Source organism: Lelliottia sp. JS-SCA-14 (assembly GCF_035593345.1).
Lineage (GTDB): Bacteria > Pseudomonadota > Gammaproteobacteria > Enterobacterales > Enterobacteriaceae > Enterobacter > Enterobacter wanjuensis.
The window spans coordinates 1,359,922-1,377,083 of record NZ_CP141606.1 but is presented as its reverse complement, the minus strand read 5'-3'; the positions used below and the strand labels follow the sequence as shown (position 1 = coordinate 1,377,083).

15 protein-coding genes are annotated in these 17,162 nt (G+C 59.8%); 12 read left to right on the top strand and 3 right to left on the bottom strand.

From position 1 onward, the window contains the following. Positions 1–29: 29 nt before the first annotated feature. The 3 genes from entF to fes are packed head-to-tail and all read right to left on the bottom strand — an operon-like array spanning position 30 to position 5,395. Positions 30–3,905: an enterobactin non-ribosomal peptide synthetase EntF gene (gene entF / locus U9O48_RS06440; RefSeq protein ID WP_324723901.1), complete on the bottom strand. Its 3,876-nt coding sequence runs from the start codon at positions 3,903–3,905 to the stop codon at positions 30–32. Next, positions 3,902–4,114: an MbtH family protein gene (locus U9O48_RS06435; RefSeq protein WP_324723900.1), complete on the bottom strand. Its 213-nt coding sequence runs from the start codon at positions 4,112–4,114 to the stop codon at positions 3,902–3,904. Before U9O48_RS06435 ends, entF begins: the two co-directional genes overlap by 4 nt. A gap of 36 nt (positions 4,115–4,150) precedes the next feature. Beyond that, positions 4,151–5,395 (bottom strand): enterochelin esterase, encoded by a 1,245-nt coding sequence (gene fes / locus U9O48_RS06430; RefSeq protein ID WP_324723898.1) that lies wholly within the window; start codon positions 5,393–5,395, stop codon positions 4,151–4,153. Between the two features lie 217 nt (positions 5,396–5,612). Between fes and U9O48_RS06425 the strand changes: the two genes are divergently transcribed. From U9O48_RS06425 to U9O48_RS06370, 12 genes are all read left to right on the top strand, one after another. Next, positions 5,613–7,865: a TonB-dependent siderophore receptor gene (locus tag U9O48_RS06425; RefSeq protein ID WP_324723897.1), complete on the top strand. Its 2,253-nt coding sequence runs from the start codon at positions 5,613–5,615 to the stop codon at positions 7,863–7,865. Between the two features lie 53 nt (positions 7,866–7,918). Next, complete coding sequence (entD, locus tag U9O48_RS06420) at positions 7,919–8,575, top strand: enterobactin synthase subunit EntD (RefSeq protein ID WP_324723896.1); 657 nt, start codon at positions 7,919–7,921, stop codon at positions 8,573–8,575. 415 nt (positions 8,576–8,990) lie between these two features. Then, positions 8,991–9,191 carry a hypothetical protein gene (locus tag U9O48_RS06415; RefSeq protein ID WP_285146681.1) on the top strand — a complete coding sequence of 67 codons (201 nt, stop codon included), beginning with the start codon at positions 8,991–8,993 and terminating at the stop codon, positions 9,189–9,191. 14 nt (positions 9,192–9,205) lie between these two features. Further along, positions 9,206–9,574, top strand: a complete 369-nt coding sequence (locus U9O48_RS06410) for a hypothetical protein (protein WP_285146682.1) — start codon at positions 9,206–9,208, stop codon at positions 9,572–9,574. A 168-nt stretch (positions 9,575–9,742) separates the two neighbouring features. Continuing rightward, positions 9,743–10,306 (top strand): fasciclin domain-containing protein, encoded by a 564-nt coding sequence (locus tag U9O48_RS06405; RefSeq protein WP_285146684.1) that lies wholly within the window; start codon positions 9,743–9,745, stop codon positions 10,304–10,306. Between the two features lie 42 nt (positions 10,307–10,348). Further along, positions 10,349–10,903: a sigma-70 family RNA polymerase sigma factor gene (locus U9O48_RS06400; RefSeq protein WP_282493845.1), complete on the top strand. Its 555-nt coding sequence runs from the start codon at positions 10,349–10,351 to the stop codon at positions 10,901–10,903. Next, entirely contained in the window at positions 10,900–11,547 is a 648-nt protein-coding gene (locus U9O48_RS06395) for an anti-sigma factor (RefSeq protein WP_324723895.1), read from the top strand. Before U9O48_RS06400 ends, U9O48_RS06395 begins: the two co-directional genes overlap by 4 nt. Before the next feature lie 183 nt (positions 11,548–11,730). Then, on the top strand, positions 11,731–13,299 hold the full coding sequence (locus U9O48_RS06390; protein WP_324723894.1) for an ABC transporter substrate-binding protein: 1,569 nt from the start codon (positions 11,731–11,733) through the stop codon (positions 13,297–13,299). Between the two features lie 119 nt (positions 13,300–13,418). Next, the gene (locus U9O48_RS06385) at positions 13,419–14,441 is read left to right on the top strand and encodes an ABC transporter permease (RefSeq protein ID WP_324723893.1); all 1,023 of its coding nucleotides are present in this window, start codon (positions 13,419–13,421) and stop codon (positions 14,439–14,441) included. Beyond that, positions 14,441–15,274: an ABC transporter permease gene (locus U9O48_RS06380; RefSeq protein ID WP_324723891.1), complete on the top strand. Its 834-nt coding sequence runs from the start codon at positions 14,441–14,443 to the stop codon at positions 15,272–15,274. The genes U9O48_RS06385 and U9O48_RS06380 overlap by 1 nt, the downstream gene beginning before the upstream one ends. Next, positions 15,267–16,091 (top strand): ABC transporter ATP-binding protein, encoded by an 825-nt coding sequence (locus U9O48_RS06375; protein WP_324723889.1) that lies wholly within the window; start codon positions 15,267–15,269, stop codon positions 16,089–16,091. The genes U9O48_RS06380 and U9O48_RS06375 overlap by 8 nt, the downstream gene beginning before the upstream one ends. Continuing rightward, complete coding sequence (locus U9O48_RS06370; protein WP_285146692.1) at positions 16,078–16,782, top strand: ABC transporter ATP-binding protein; 705 nt, start codon at positions 16,078–16,080, stop codon at positions 16,780–16,782. Before U9O48_RS06375 ends, U9O48_RS06370 begins: the two co-directional genes overlap by 14 nt. Positions 16,783–17,162 lie beyond the last annotated feature (380 nt).

The following is a 17,162-nucleotide window of genomic DNA, read 5'->3' as shown; positions in this document are numbered from 1 at the left end:
GGCGTAGCCGCCACCCGGCGCTTTTGACGTTACCCCAAAATCCCCTTCAACACCGGCCCAATCTGCTCGAACGCCTGCGGCGAAATAATGTCCACGTGGGCACAATCCTGAGAATAGACCTCTAACTCACTCACCCACGGGGCCCACGCCTGATGCGGGTCCATGGTTCGCGTGCGTTCGGCGACGAACAGCATCGCTTTGCCGTCAAACCGCGAGCTGTGCGCCGTGGTCAGCAGGCGCACCGCATCGGCGTAGTTCCCTTCGATGGCGGTAAACAGTTCGCCTGACGCCTGCCCCTGCTGGGCCGCCATAAAAGCTTCGCGCTCGCGTTCGATCTCCGCCAGCACTTCCGGGTCCAGCCCGTTGGCCTCTTTTTCCGCCCAGTTTTGCGTCTCCGGCGGCCAGGTATCCAGCAGGCCGAGGAACGCAACCTCTTCACCCTGCTCGCGCAGCCGCGCGGCGATGCCCTGCGCTAAGGTCCCGCCAAGCGAATAGCCAAACAGATAGTACGGCCCCTGCGCCTGCTGCGCGCGCAGGGTGCGCAGATGATGCTCGATCACCGCATCCAGCGTCGCGCCCTGCGCCATCGGGCCTTGCGGGCGAGGAGACTGAATCCCGGTAATCGACCAGCGCGGGCTGAGATAGCGCGCCAGCACGCTGAACTGCCAGGCAAAACCGGACGCCGGATGGAAGCAGAACAGCGTCGGTCCGTTGCTTTGACGCAGGGGGAGGATCGCTTCGTAGCCGAGACGCTGCGCCTGTTCGTCGCTCATTGAAGACTCCAGCAGCGTGCTCAGCTGATTAACCGTCGAAGCGACCATGATCTGCCCCGGCGTGACTTTGCGGGAGAACGCGCGGCTAAGCTGCGCCGCGAGGCGCATCGCCAGCAGCGAGTGGCCGCCGAGGGCGAAGAAATCCGCTTCGATGTCGTTCACCTCGCAGCCGAGCAGCGCCGAGAACGCCTGCGCCACCGCGATTTCGGTCTCCGTCTCCGGCGCGCGGCCCGAGGCTTTGCTGGAAAGTATAGGCAGCGGCAGCGCTTTGCGATCCAGTTTGCCGTTGGCGCTCAGCGGCAGTTCGCTGATTTGCAGCAGCACCACCGGCACCATATGCGGCGGAAGCTGCGCTTTCAGGGCGTCGAGCAGCGCATCGCGATCCAGCGGTAAACCGGAGTCCGACACCACGTAGCCCACCAGCTGGCGCGCATCGCCGCCGGTTGCTGCTGCCTGATTGAAGACACAGGCATGTGCCACCGCCTGTGCCACGTCAGGCAGCCCCTGCATCGCGCGGTCGATTTCGCCGAGCTCTATGCGCTGACCGCGAATTTTCAGCTGATCGTCGCTGCGCCCGAGATACTCCACCGCACCGTTGTCCAGCCAGCGGGCGACGTCACCGGTGCGATACATGCGTTCGCCCGGTGCAAAAGGATCGGCGATAAAGCGGCTGGCGGTCAGATCCGGTCGGCCCAGATACCCCTGCGCCAGCTGAATGCCGGTCAGATAGAGATCGCCCGCCACGCCAAACGGCACCGGGCGCATCATTGCGTCCAGAATGCGCAGGCCGGTATTCCACACCGGGAAACCAATCGGCACGCTGTTGCCGGACACCGCCGCCAGCGCGTCGCCGAAGGCCGGATACCAGCTCACGTCTACCGCCGCTTCCGTCGGGCCATATAAATTGTGCAGCGGCGCGTGAGTGAGCACTTCCCACTCGCGGCACAGCTCCGTCGGCAGCGCTTCCCCGCTACAAAACACCTGTTTCAGGCTGGTGCAGCAGTGGGCGTTTTCCGGCGTTAAGGAGGCGACAAACGCCGCCAGCATCGACGGGACAAAGTGGGTGGTGGTGACGCCGTAGCGGGCGAAGAACTGCTGCATCGCCAGCGGATCGCGATGGGCGTCCGGCTCGGCCATCACCAGTTTTGCCCCGGCGATAAACGGCCACCAGAACTCCCACACCGAGACGTCAAAACTGCACGGCGTTTTCTGTGCGACCACGTCGCGCGCGTCCAGCGGATAGTGGTTTTGCATCCACAGCAGGCGGTTGACGATGGCGGTTTGTCCGACCATCACCCCTTTCGGGCGCCCGGTCGAGCCGGAGGTAAAGATGATGTAGGCGGTCTGCTCGGGCGTGCTGAGATTCAGCGGTTCGCTGCCCTGCGCAGGCAGCAGTTCGCCGTAGCACAAGGTCGTAAGATCCGGCACGTCGCTAAAGCGCGGGAGCTGATCGTCGGTGGTAATGAGTAAAGAAGGACGCGCATCTTCCAGCATCATGTGCAGGCGATCGTCAGGATAACCCGTATCGAGCGGCAGCCAGGCGGCTCCGGCTTCGACAATCGCGTGCAGCGCCAGGGTCAGGAACACCGAGCGCGGCAGTGCCACCGCCACGCTGTCGCCGGGTTTGACGCCGCGTTCGCGCAGAAGATTTGCCAGAGCGATTACCTGCTCGCGCATCTGGCGATAGGTCAGTTCGGTGTGCGCATCCGCCAGTGCCGGGGCGTCCGGCGTTTTGTGCGCCTGCTCCGCCACCAGCGCGCTCAGGGTAGTCGCTTCGAGCATCACGCCGGTGTCGTTGATCTGCGCCAGCTGGTGATACTCCGCTTCGGAGACGGTTTCCGCCTCGCCGCACGGCAGCGCAGGATTGGCGGCAAACTGCGCCAGCAGCGCGTTCAGGCGCGCCACGTGACGGGTGAGCGTCGCTTCATCGTAGCGCTGTTTGTTCGCCAGAATTTCAATGCTCAGCCCGCCCTGCTCGTCCGGGAACAGCGCCAGTTCGAGGTCGTTCACCGGGCCGGTCGCCAGGGTATGCGTAATGGCCTCGACGCCGTCGATATCCAGCTGATAATCAAAGACCTTCACGTTCAGCACCGGGCCAAACAGCGCTTCGTCTCCGGCTGCGCGGCCGCTGTCACGCACAATCTGCTCGGCGTCGTAACGCTGGTGACGTCGCATCTTTTTCAGCTGATTCGCCAGGCGCAGGGCCAGCTCCGGCAAGGTCTCCTGCGGGCTGATGTTGACCGCCATCGGCAGGACGTTCAGCACCGGGCCGGTGGCGGTGAGCGCCGCCGATCCCATGCGACGCATGAAGATAAAGCCCGCCGCGAAGTCCAGTCGACCGGTTAAGCGGCCCAGCCACAGGGCCACCAGCGCGAGGGCCAGATCCGTGCGTTGCACCTGCGCGCAGGCGGCGGTCAGCTGACTAAACGCGCGGCGATCGGCCACCAGCTTGAGACGTAAAATATCGGTAGTCGCGGCGCGGCCCGGCAGCGGCGCGGGTGACAGCGACACCGGCGGCGGGAGCTGTTTGCGCTGTTCCGCCCAGAACGCGCCGTCGCGCTGATACGCCTCGCTGTCGCGATAGCGCTGATACTCTTCTACCACTTCCGCAAACGGCGTAAACGGCGACGCGGGTGTCGGTTCGCCTTTCGCCCATGCGGCGTAAATGGCGGCGATCTGGCGGGTAATGGCCGGGAAACTAAAGCCATCGACCACTAAATGGTGATAGCGCTGATACCAGTACCAGCGATTGTCTTCGACCTGAATCAGGAGCTGTAATGCCAGCGGCTGACCGCTGTCGACGCGCAGGTTTTGCGCAAGATCGGCCTCCATCAGCGCCACGGCGGCGGCGTGCGGATCGGCGCTGTCGCGCAGATCGACGCGCTTCGGCTCGGCGAGCGTCATGGATTCGTCGATCCACTGCCACACCTCGCCGTTGTCTTCGCTAAAGCGGGTGCGCAGCGTGTCGGCCTGCATCATGCCTTCGACGATGGCTTTCGCCAGCAGCGGCGCGTTGATTTCGCCTTTCAGTTCAACGTAGTGCGCCACGCTCCAGGCGTTTGGCAGGGTAGAGAGCTGTTCTGCCATCCAGATTCCCGGCTGGGCGGCGACCAGAGGAAGATGTGCGCTCATGCGTTCTCCCCCGCAAAATGAGACGGGATGAGCGTCTGCCAGTTTTCGCTAAGCCACTGCTGGCAGGCTTCCTGGGACTGCGGCTCGCAGACCTGTCGCCAGCCCGCAGGCTGCGCGCACTGGGCGGGCCACAGGCTGTACTGACCGTTTTCGTTTTGCAAAAGGGCGAATAGCCCTTGCGGATTGTCGAAGGGATTACTGAATTCCATACCTAACTCCTGTCGAAAAAAATCGCCTGCCTGGCGTTAGTGAATGAGTGGCTGCCAGAGGGTAATAAGCCCCTGCGTCAGCCCGCCACGCCAGCAAAGCGCATCATGTCCGCCGTCAACCTGACGCCAGAAAATCGACTGCTGTGTGTGTTGTAGTTGGGCGTAAATGGCCTGATTGGCCCGGAAAATCAGCGGCTCGCGCTGGCCCGCTTCAAGAACGATGCGAAGGTGTTGGGCGGATTTTTCACCCGCTTTGAGTTGTTCGATGAGCAGCCCGTCCTGCTGCGCGCCGCGGTGCGGCCACCAGTAGGAGCCCGACTGACTGAGCACGCAGCCGAAACGCTGCGGCCAGTTGAGACCGGCGTACAGAGACGCCAGACCGCCGAAGCTTTGCCCGGCGACGACCGTGCGATCGGGCTGAGAGCTAAAAGGCGTTACGGCGTGGATCTGGGGGAGTAACTCTTCCTGCACCGCCTGCCAGAAATCGGGATTGCAGGGCAACTCGCGGCTGCGATGGGCGGTGTCGATCACATCGATGAGTACGTAGACCGCAGGCGGCAGCTGCCCCTCGTTGGTGAGCGCCGTCAGGGCGGGCCAGACGGGCATGCTTTCTGCCCAGAACTGCCCGTCGAGCAGGATCGCCAGCGGGCGCTCGGCCGGGTTTTCCTCACCGGTGGTAAAGACCCATACCCGGCGCGAATTCCCCAGCCGCGGGCTGTGCCACTCAATGCAATGCGGCGGTAGATGTGGCGTATCGGGATGATTCCAGCCCGGCTGCACCGGCGCATTCGGCATCTCAAGGGCGGAGACCGGATGGCCGCGTCCGCCGCGCCAGCTCTGGCGGTTTAGCGGATCGGCAATCGCTTTCGGCAGCAGTTTGCGCCAGCCCTCGCGCAGGGCCACGCGGTCCGGCGCGTCGGCGGTGAAGACGATCTCGTCGAAATCCTGAGGATTATCGGAGGGGATAAAACAGTAGCTGCCGCGCCACTCGGGGCTGAACTCCCCCTGCCACTGCCAGACATCGGTGCCGGGAAGGCGGGTTAAGGATTGTGGTCGGGCATTTTGATGGTGGTCGGTCACGCCGGTGATGTAGATCCACACCCGCTGTACTTGCGATGTGCGCTCTGTCCCTGCCGGATCGCGCCACCAGAACGTGACACGATATTGTTCGCCTTCGCGGACCCATTCCGGACCTGTTTTGGACTGCCACCAGGCTTCACTTCCCGTTGTTAGCGCCGTCACCCGTTTAACCTCATGTTTTTCGCGTCTTTTTTGATACACGGTAAAAATTATTGATAATATTATTGATAACTATTTGCATTTGCAATAGCGTAGTGCCCGCGCTGTGGGAAGCGCGCTCATAAAATAACCATGCCACGCATTGTGTGCGCTCGAGGACAGGGCTGCTTACGCAACGTGCCGGTGATAAGTCATGCCGCCTCCTCTCCCGTTAGGGAATGGAGCCAAGGGGACGCGGCAACGAAAAGCAGGACGTACAATGAATAAGAAGATTCACTCCCTGGCCTTGCTGGTCAATCTGGGGATTTACGGCGTAGCCATGCCAGCGATGGCAGAGGACAAAACCACCAGCAGCGCCGCGCACGAAGACACCATGGTGATCACCGCCGCCGAGCAGAACCTGCAGGCGCCGGGCGTTTCCACCATCACTGCCGATGAAATCCGTAAAAATCCTCCCGCTCGCGACGTGGCCGAAATCATTCGTACCATGCCGGGCGTGAACCTGACCGGGAACTCCACCAGCGGCCAGCGCGGCAACAACCGCCAGATCGACATTCGCGGCATGGGCCCGGAAAACACCCTGATTCTGATCGACGGTAAACCGGTCACCAGCCGCAACTCCATCCGTCTGGGCTGGCGCGGCGAGCGTGATACCCGCGGCGACACCGGCTGGGTGCCGCCAGAGATGATCGAGCGCATCGAAGTCATTCGTGGCCCGGCGGCGGCACGCTACGGTAACGGCGCGGCGGGCGGCGTGGTGAACATCATCACCAAAAAATTCGACAACCAGTGGCATGGTTCGTGGAACACCTATCTGAACGCGCCGGAGCATAAAGACGAAGGCTCCACCAAGCGCACCAACTTCAGCCTGAGCGGCCCGCTGGGCGGCGATTTCAGCTTCCGCATGTTCGGTAATCTGGACAAAACCCAGGCCGACGCATGGGACATCAACCAGGGTCATCAGTCTGAGCGTACCGGGATGTATTCCAGCACCCTGCCTGCGGGTCGTGAGGGGGTGGAAAACAAAGACATCAACGGCGTCGTGCGCTGGGACTTTGCCCCGATGCAGTCCCTGGAGTTTGAAGCGGGCTACAGCCGCCAGAACAACCTCTACGCGGGCGATACGCAGAACACCAACAACGACGACAGCTCCAACGGGCTGGTGAAGAAGAATTACGGCAAAGAGACCAACCGTATCTACCGCCAGAACTGGGCGGTGACCTGGAACGGCGGCTGGGATAACGGCGTGACCACCAGCAACTGGGCGCAGTACGAGCACACTCGCAACTCGCGTCTCGGCGAAGGGCTGGCGGGCGGTCTGGAAGGGCTGTTCAACAGCGACAAGTTTACCGATACGGATCTGTCCGACGTCACGCTGCACAGCGAAGTCAGCCTGCCGTTCGACTTCCTCGTCAATCAGAACCTGACGCTGGGCACCGAGTGGAACCAGCAGCGGATGAAGGATTACGCCTCGAATTCCCAGACCCAACAGGGCGGCGCGATCCCAGGCATGAGCGACGATCGTAGCCCGTACTCTCAGGCAGAGATCTTCTCCCTGTTCGCTGAAAACAACATGGAGCTGACCGACAGCACCATGCTGACCCCGGCGCTGCGCTTCGATCATCACACTATCGTCGGCAACAACTGGAGCCCGTCCCTGAACCTGTCCCAGGGTCTGGGTGATGACTTCACGCTGAAAATGGGTATCGCCCGGGCGTACAAAGCGCCGAGCCTGTACCAGACCAACCCGAACTATCTGCTCTACAGCAAAGGCCAGGGTTGTTACGCCAGCGGTGACGGCGTCGGCTGTTACATGATGGGTAACGACGACCTGAAAGCCGAAACCAGCATCAACAAAGAGATTGGCCTTGAGTGGAAACGCGACGGCTGGATGGCGGGTGCCACATGGTTCCGTAACGACTACCGCGACAAAATCGAAGCGGGCTATGCGCCAATCGGCCAGACCTCTTCCGGCAAAGTCCGCACCGATATTTATCAGTGGGAAAACGTGCCAAAAGCGGTTGTCGAGGGGCTGGAAGGGACACTGAACGTGCCGGTGACGGATGCGGTCAACTGGACCAACAACATCACCTACATGCTGCAAAGTAAGAACAAAGAGACCGGCGACCGTCTGTCGATCATCCCGGAGTACACGCTGAACTCAACCCTGAGCTGGCAGGTACAGCAGGATGTTTCTGTGCAGTCGACCTTCACCTGGTACGGCAAGCAGCAGCCGAAGAAATACAACTACAAAGGTCAGCCGGTGACCGGGTCTGAGAAAGACGAAGTCAGCCCGTACAGCATCGTCGGCCTGAGCGCGACCTGGGACGTGACCAAGTACGTCAGCCTGACCAGCGGCGTGGACAACGTCTTCGACAAACGCCAGTGGCGCGCGGGTAATGCCCAGACCACCGGGAACGCCACCACCGGCGCGTACATGTACGGTGCAGGTGCTTACACCTACAACGAACCGGGACGTACCTGGTACATGAGCGTGAACACCCACTTCTGATAGACTGTAAGCCCCCTTCCACCGAAGGGGGCTTTGTTCAATCAGGGGGACCGATGCAAACCACTCACAGCCTGCTGACACTCGGCGGCGTCTCGCTTCACCGCATTGATTTCGATCCCACTACTTTTGACCACGCCGATCTCCTCTGGCTACCCCATTACGCCGCCCTGAGCCATGCCGCCACTAAACGTAAAGCCGACCATCTGGCCGGACGCATCGCCGCCGCTCATGCGCTTAAGGATTTGGCGATCGCGACAGTGCCGGGAATTGGCCCCAACGGCGAACCCCTGTGGCCCGCAGGAGTCGCGGGCAGTATTTCTCACAGCGGCACCCAGGCATTCGCCCTGGCGGTGCGTGGCGATAACGCGCTGGTGGGCATCGACGGCGAGCAGCTTATCGATGAGCAGGAAGCCGTTGAGATTCAGGACGGGATTATCTGTGCAGAGGAAAAATCTGTGCTGCTCAGCACGGGATATCCGTTTGCCCTCGCCCTGACGCTGGCTTTCAGCGCCAAAGAGAGCCTGTTCAAAGCCCTTTTCCCGCGCGTGAACGCCTTTATGGGCTTTGACAGCGCCTGGGTAACGGCGATATCAGACAGCACGCTGACCCTCTCTCTAACCCGTCCTCTGGCCGGTTTTTCGCAAAATCACGCTTTTATTCTTCACTGGTGTCAAAAAAACAACAGCGTAATAACCCTGCTCTGCGAATAAATCGTCATACCATTAAGCTTCTCTGCGGATTAATCTTAAAAAAACGCTCTCTTTTATTTTCTCGCTCTTTAATGATTTATTTCGTTTATTTTCGTTAATTATCTGTAATCGATTACTTTGAATTATCCAAAAAGCACCCACGATTATTAATGTAGACAAAGTCAAAACCATCGATAAAAAACAACAACTGGATAACAACGCGGATAGCGCAAGTTTTTATCCTTTAAATTCATGCAAATAAAACAACAGATAACACCAGGTCAGACCTCTTTATTTTAGTTTCATAACTCCCTATGATGCTTTCACGGACAGATAACCCCCGTTAAAAATGCCGCTTGAGTAAGGAACCCGACGAATTAAAACGGAATAATAATGCGGCTAATGAAATGCATAACCCCAAGACAGGAATACCGGAATGAATAAAGTTCTTATGGCACTCACTATTGCTGGCGCAACGCTGATGTTATCCGGCTGTATTATTGCCCCGCCGAGCAATGAACATCATCACCACAATAAAGATCACCTGATCACCCGCGACGGCGTTTCCCTGCCGGATTGTGAAACCTTAGCAGACGCCAGCCAGGCCGATAACGGCTCACGCTGCTGGTATCGTTAACAGAGCAGATGATCATGAAAACAAACTATTGGATCTTACTCGCCGTGATTGGCGGCATATTTTCTCAGCCTGTGTTTGCTATCAGCGAAGCCTATCGCGCACAGCTGGAACAATCGGGCTGTACACAGGTTGATGAAGCTAACGGAACGTGCCACGTCGGGCATACCCGGCATCACCATCGGGACGATGAGTCTACGGGTAACATAGCGCGTGAAATCGATTCCAACATCGCGGGCAAATACCAGGGTGAAGCCGTTGATTATATGGAAGATGCAGGATGGCACTCCACCAACGGCGAGCGCACCCGCTGGCGTAAAAACGGTTACACCGCCGAGTTTGACATGACGTCGTCCGGCAAGCTGGAAGGCGTGTCGGTCCGCTAATAATAAAGGAGTGATGACAGCAGACAGGGATGTCTCCCCCACGGGTCAAAAACAGCGCGCCGGATGCGCGCGCAAAAAAAATTTTATTTTTCCTGCATCCAGTTCCGCCCCCTCCCTCGTATATCAGTACGTGAGCAAATCCTGAGCTCCCTACTACGAGGATGTATGATGAAAAAGTTCATTAAGATTGCATTTGTATCCAGCGCCTTACTCTTCACCGCAGGCTCATTTGCCGCCATGGATTCCGGTTCGGTCATGGTCGGCGGAGCGGCGATGTTCCCGCAAAAAAATATCGTCGAAAATGCCATGAACTCAAAAGATCACACCACCCTGGTCGCCGCCGTTAAAGCTGCCGGTCTGGTGGATACGTTGCAGAGCAAAGGGCCTTTCACCGTCTTTGCCCCGACCGATGCGGCGTTCGCCAAACTGCCTGCCGGAACGGTCGATAACCTGGTGAAACCGGAGAACAAAGCGACGCTCACCAGCATCCTGACCTATCACGTGGTGGCCGGGAATTACGATATGAAAGCCCTGGAAGCGAAAATTAAACAGGGCGGCGGCCACGCGGAACTCAAAACCGTCAACGGCCAGCCCCTGTGGATCATGAGCAATGGCCCGCACAACATTCAGCTTAAAGACGGCAAAGGCAACGTGGCGAACATCAGCACCTACGACGTCCACCAGAAAAACGGCGTGATTGACGTGATCGACACCGTTCTGATGCCTAAGTAATTGTCTATACTTCGGATGGGAAAATAAGCATCCGGAAAACAGATGGATAATGCGCTGGCAGAACAGCACCTTAGATTAATGCAGGCGGTCGCCACGGGCGATCGCCGCGCATTTGAGCAGCTCTACCGACTGACGTCACCGCATCTTTTTGCCGTTGCCCTGCGCATGTTGCGCCAGCACGCCTGGGCGGAAGAGGTGCTGCACGACTGCTTCATTACCGTCTGGAGCAAGGCCGACGCTTATGATCCTGCCCTCAGCTCCCCCATGACCTGGCTGACCCATATCGTCCGTAACCGGTGCATTGACTGGCTCCGGGGTGGGCAAGCCCGCGCGGCCAGCCGTGAAGAGGAGTACACCGACTTACTCCAGGTTGCCGACGGCGACGATCGCAATAACTGGCATGATGAAGACCAGGCGGAGCGGTTGCGCCACTGCCTCGGCCATCTCAGCCACGATCAGCGCCAGAGCATTACGCTCGCGTATTATCAGGGAATGTCCCATAGCGATATCGCCGACTGGCTCAAACAGCCGGTTGGCTCGGTCAAAAGCTGGATCCGCCGCGCGATGGAACATCTCCGGGAATGTATAGGCCTATGAACGATAACGAAAAACGCGATGATGCGCTGGCAGCAGAGTACGCCCTCGGTACGCTGCGGGGCAATGCGCGACTCCGTTTCCAGAAGAGGCTTGTGCATGACCGCTCTCTGGCCGAACGGGTTGCGCGCTGGGAAACTACGTTCAGTACTCTCGACAGCCATCTGGCCCCGATTCTGCCGCCCGAAAAAGTGTGGAAGAAAATCCTGCTCGACCTCCCGGCGCAAACCCCGGCGCGCCGCACGCGGCCTTATCTCGGCTGGATGGTGGCGGCAGGGTTGGCGGCCATCACGCTGACGACCTGGTATGCCACGCGTGAACCTGAACTTTCTCCGCTGGTGGTGCTGAACGACGCACAGCAGCAGGGACAATGGCTGGTGAGTGCAGACAGCCAGCGCCAGCAGCTGAGCATCTCCCCGCTGCGCCCTGCCGCGCTGACCACTAACAACAGCCTGCAGCTGTGGCTGATCCCCGTCGGGAAAACGCCGGTGTCGCTGGGCCTGGTCAACAGCCAGGCGCCGACTCAGGTAAGGCTCAACAAACTGACCCTCGCCGCCGACGCCGTGATTGCGATAAGCCTCGAACCGAAAGGTGGATCGCCAACCGGACAACCGACCGGGCCGGTGCTGTTCAGCGGCAAGATCTAGCGCGCTATCGGAAAGATTGCAGGCGAAAAGCGGTTGTTTGCGCCGCCGCTTAATAGCCAATCTGCATGCGTTATATCCTGAGGGCATAAGCAAAGCAGAATTTAGACTTTGAGGATTTTCCCGCCCGGCCTAACGTAGCGATGCCAAAAACAATCACAACATATTTCATTTTCAGGGATCGCTATGACGAAAAAACTGCTGCCGTTACTGGTATTGGCCGTGCTGTCCGCCGCCGCCAACGCCACTACTCCGCCGAATACGCTGGTTGTCGCTCAAGGTCTGGATGATATCGTGAGCCTCGATCCCGCCGAAGCCAACGAGCTTTCCAGCATCCAGACCGTGCCGAGCCTGTACCAGCGCCTGGTGCAGCCGGACCGCGATAACCCGGCCAAAATCTCTCCGATTCTGGCCGAAAGCTGGGAAGCCAACGCAGCAGCCAAAACCCTGACTATCAAACTCAAGCCTGACGCCAAATTTGCCTCCGGCAATCCGCTGCGCCCGGAAGATGTGATTTTCTCTTATACCCGCGCCATCACCCTCAACAAATCCCCGGCCTTTATTCTCAACGTGCTGGGCTGGGAGCCGGGCAATATCGCCAGCCAGCTGAAAAAAGTGGATGACCACACGCTGGAACTGCGCTGGACCGCTGACGTCAGCCCGGCGGTGGCGCTGAATATTCTCTCCACGCCGATTGCCTCCATCGTCGATGAAAAGCTGGTTTCAGCGAACGTGAAAGACAACGACTTCGGCAACGCCTGGCTGAAAATGCACTCGGCGGGCAGCGGCGCGTACAAAATGCGCGTCTATCAGCCGCATCAGGCGATTGTGCTGGAAGCCAACGACAGCGCCCCTGGCGGCGCGCCGAAGCTTAAAAGCATCATCATTAAAAACGTCCCGGACCCGGCCTCTCGTCGCCTGCTGATCCAGCAGGGTGATGCCGACGTGGCCCGCGATCTGGGCGCGGACCAAATCAGCGCCCTCGAAGGTAAAGCGGGCGTGAAAGTGCTGAGCATTCCTTCGGCTGAACAGAACTACCTGGTGTTTAACGCCGGAAACAGCGCCAACCCGCTTCTGAACAATCCGGCGTTCTGGGAAGCATCGCGCTGGCTGGTGGATTACGAGGGCATTACCAAAGATCTGCTGAAGGGCCAGTATTTCGTCCATCAGAGCTTCCTGCCGGTCGGTCTGCCGGGCGCGCTGGAAGAGAATCCGTTTAAATTTGATCCGGCCAAAGCGAAAGAGATCCTCACCAAAGCGGGCATTAAAGACGCGCACTTTACGCTGGACGTGGAGAACAAACCGCCGTTTATTACCATCGCTCAGTCGATGCAGGCAAGCTTCGCCCAGGGCGGCGTGAAAGTCGATCTGCTGCCAGCCGCGGGCAGCCAGGTGTACGCTCGCGTGCGTGCCAAACAGCATCAGGCGGCGATTCGCCTGTGGATCCCGGACTACTTTGACGCGCACTCTAACGCCAGCGCCTTTGCGTGGAACGACGGTAAATCCAGCACGGTGGCGGGTCTTAACGGCTGGAAAATCCCGGAGCTGAATAAAGCGACGCTGGCCGCCGTGGCCGAGCCAGACCCGGCCAAACGCCTGGATCTGTACACCAAAATGCAGCAGGCGTTGCAGCACAATTCGCCTTACGTATTCGTCGACCAGGGCAAAACCCAGATCGTGGTGCGCGATAACGTGAAGGGGTACCAGCAGGGGCTGAACGCCGATATGGTCTGGTACGATAAAGTGACGAAATAATTCACCCTGACTGCTGGGTGGCGCTGCGCTTACCCGGCCTACGTTCACGGTTTTGTAGGCCGGGTAAGGCGTAGCCGCCACCCGGCATTGAAGGCCAGCTCAGGAATAACGCTCTCCCCATGCCACATCTATCCACCCACGTGATGCGTGTTTTACAGGGGCTTTTCACCCTGCTGCTCACCCTGTTCGGGCTCCTGCTCGTCACCTTTGCGCTCTCTGCTTTTTCCCCTGTCGATCGCGTCCTGCAGATCGTCGGCGATCACGCCAGCCAGTCGACCTACGATCAGGTCCGCCACCAGCTCGGGCTGGATCAGCCTGTCGCCGTCCAGTTCTGGCACTACCTGCTGAATCTGTTCCACGGCGATCTCGGTACCGCCAGCGCCACCGGGCAGCCCGTATTGCAGGATCTGCTGCACGCCTTTCCGGCCACACTGGAACTCGCCACGCTGGCGCTGATTATCGGCTCCGTACTCGGGGTGATCGCGGGCGTACTCTGCGCACGCTTTGCCGGTTCGCCGCTGGATCTGATCATCCGCACTCTCACCCTGCTCGGTAACTCGGTGCCCATTTTCTGGCTCGGACTGTTAATGCTGGCGCTGTTCTACGCGAAGCTGCAGTGGAGCGCCGGGCCTGGGCGGCTGGATGATATCTGGCAATACACCGTTGAACCGCGCACCGGTTTAGCGCTGATCGACACCTGGCTTTCCGGCGACCGGGAGGCGTTTAAAAACGCCGTCAGCCATCTGGTGCTGCCGGTGCTGCTGCTGGCCTACTATTCGCTGGCGAGCATCACCCGCCTGACGCGTTCGGCGTGCCTGAGCGAAATGAACAAAGAGTACATCCTGCTCGCCCGCGCCAAGGGTGCCGGAGAGATGACGATTCTGCTGCGCCACGTGCTGCCGAACATTCGCAGCACGCTACTGACGGTGATAGCCCTGGCCTACACCAGCATGCTCGAAGGGGCGGTACTGACCGAAACCGTCTTCTCCTGGCCGGGCATTGGCCGCTATCTCACTACCGCGCTTTTTGCGGGCGATACCACCGCCATTATGGGCGGCACGCTGGTGATTGGCGTCTGTTTTGTGCTGATTAATAATCTGACCGACCTGCTTGTGCGGGCCACCGACCCCAGGGTGCGCTGATGCCTTTCTATCTTTTCCTGCGCCGACTGCGCCGCTCGCCCGCTGCGTTCTGCGGACTTATCGCCATCAGCCTGTTGCTGCTGATTGCCCTGTTTGCCCCGTGGCTCGCCCCGCTCGATCCGAACTGGCAGAACGCCGCGGCACGTTTGCAGGCCCCGAACGCCGAACACTGGCTGGGCACCGACAGCTATGGGCGCGACTTGCTCTCGCGTCTGATCTACGGCAGCCGCCCCGCCCTTGGGCTGGTGGCATTAGTCACCGTCATTACGCTGCCCGCCGGGCTTGCGATCGGGATTTTATCCGGGTATTACGGCGGCTGGCTGGAGCGCGTGTTGATGCGTTTTACCGACGTGGTGATGTCGATGCCACGCCTGATCCTCGCCTTTGCCTTTGTCGCCATGCTCGGTCCGGGACTGGTGAACGGCGCGCTGGCCCTGGCGCTCACCACCTGGCCGGCCTATGCACGTCAGGCCCGGAGTGAAATTCAGCGTCTGCGCCACAGCGATTATCTCGCTGCCGCCGAGATGATGGGCATTCGCGGCAAGCGGCTGTTGCTCGGACATATTCTGCCGCTCTGTCTGCCGTCAGCCATTGTGCGCCTGGCGCTGGATCTGGCGGGGATTATTCTGGCCGCCGCCGGGCTGGGGTTCCTCGGTCTCGGGGCGCGTCCGCCGATGGCCGAATGGGGCGCGATGATCGCCGACGGCATGCAGGTGATTTTCGATCAGTGGTGGATTGCCGCCATTCCCGGCGGGGCGATTCTGTTCGCCAGCCTGGCCTTTAACCTGCTGGGCGACGGCCTGCGCGACATTCTGGAGCCACAGCATGACTAAACCTCGCGTCGTCGTCGATGCGCTGAATATCGACTACCCCGCCGCGCGCGTGGTGAACAACCTAAGCTTTACGCTCGGCAACGAACGGCTGGCGCTGGTGGGCGAATCCGGCTCCGGTAAATCCATGTCCGCCCGTGCTCTGATGGGCCTGGTACGCAAGCCCGGCGCGGTGAGCGCCCGCCAGCTTAATGTGCTGGGCAACGATCTGCTGACGATGAACAACCGCGGCTGGCAACAGCTTCGCGGCAACGGCATTGCGATGGTGCTTCAGGATCCGCGCTATGCGCTCAATCCGGTCAAAAGCGTTTCCGCGCAGCTCGAGGAGTCGCTCACCCTGCATCAATCCCTTCCTCGTAAGGAGCGCGCTGAGCGCATCCGCGACATCATCCACGCTGTCGGGCTGGAGCAGAGCGTGCTGACGCGCTATCCCGGCGAACTCTCCGGCGGGATGGGCCAGCGGGTGATGATCGCCATTGCGCTGATTAACAATCCGCAGGTGCTGATTGCCGATGAACCCACGTCGGCTCTCGACGCCCGTCTGCGCAACCAAATCCTCGAACTGCTGGTGCAGCAGTGCGAAGAGCGTCAGATGGCGATGTTACTGATTAGCCACGATTTGCCCCTGGTGGCGGAGCATTGCGACCGCTTGCTGGTGATGTATCAGGGCGAAAAAGTCGATGAAATGGCCGCGCGCGATCTGCCGCAGGCCACCCATCCCTACACCCGCACGCTCTGGACCTGTCGCCCGAATGCCAGCACTTACGGGCAGATGTTACCGACGCTGGATCGCAAGGAGTTACACAATGGCCCTCGTTGAAGTTCGTCAGCTACAGGTGGCATTTGGCGAAAAAACGGCGGTGTCAGCGGCCAGCTTTGCCATCGAAAAAGGGGAAACGTTCAGCCTGATCGGTGAATCCGGCTGCGGGAAATCGACCATTCTGCGCGTGCTGGCCGGGCTGCAGCGCCAGTGGCGCGGCGAGGTGACGCTGCTGGGAGAAAATCTTTCCTCCGGGGAGCGATTCACCGGTGCGCTGCGGCGCAACGTGCAGATGGTGTTTCAGGATCCATGGGCGTCCCTGCATCCGAACCATACCATCTCACGCACGCTCACGGAGCCGCTTAAAATCCACGGCGAAACGCAGATCACGCAGAAAGTGGCCGATGCGTTGCAGCAGGTGGGATTGTCGGCAGACGCCGGCCAGCGCTATCCGCATCAGCTCTCCGGCGGCCAGCGTCAGCGCGTGGCGATTGCCCGCGCGTTGCTGCTGCGCCCGCAGCTGTTGTTGCTCGACGAGCCGACCTCGGCGCTGGATATGTCGGTGCAGGCGGAGATCCTCAACCTGCTCAACCGCCTGAAACAGCAGCACGGGATGACCTATCTGCTGGTGAGCCACGACGCGGACGTGATAGCCCATATGTCGGATCGCGCGGCGTTTATGGCGCACGGACAGATTCAGCGGGTGTTTGACCGGGAAGCGATGCAACACGGCGAACACCGGATGGGGTAGTTTTTTGCAGCATGGGTATCGCTTTTGTAGGCCGGGTAAGGCGCAGCCGCCACCCGGCGGGCCTTTTCTGGAAAGCGCCTCGCAAAACGAAAAGTAACCTCGTGAAACTCAGGGTTAAGACTTTTATTTGCCATTTCTCAGTCGTAAAGTGCGTCCGTTGCGGCACATCCGCAACCGGGCGTAGGAACCCGTTGGCATAAAGCGATTACTTTTGTCGCGACAGCGCATATCCCGTTACTATCACGGTGGCGCTGGCGGAGCAGCCGAAAAGCTGGCCGTTTTCTTTGTGCACGGTATTCCTACCTCCGTCAGCGCTACCCCCCCTGAGCGTAGGAACTCACAGGGTGGTTAATTCATTTATCGCATAAAGAGGATGCCAA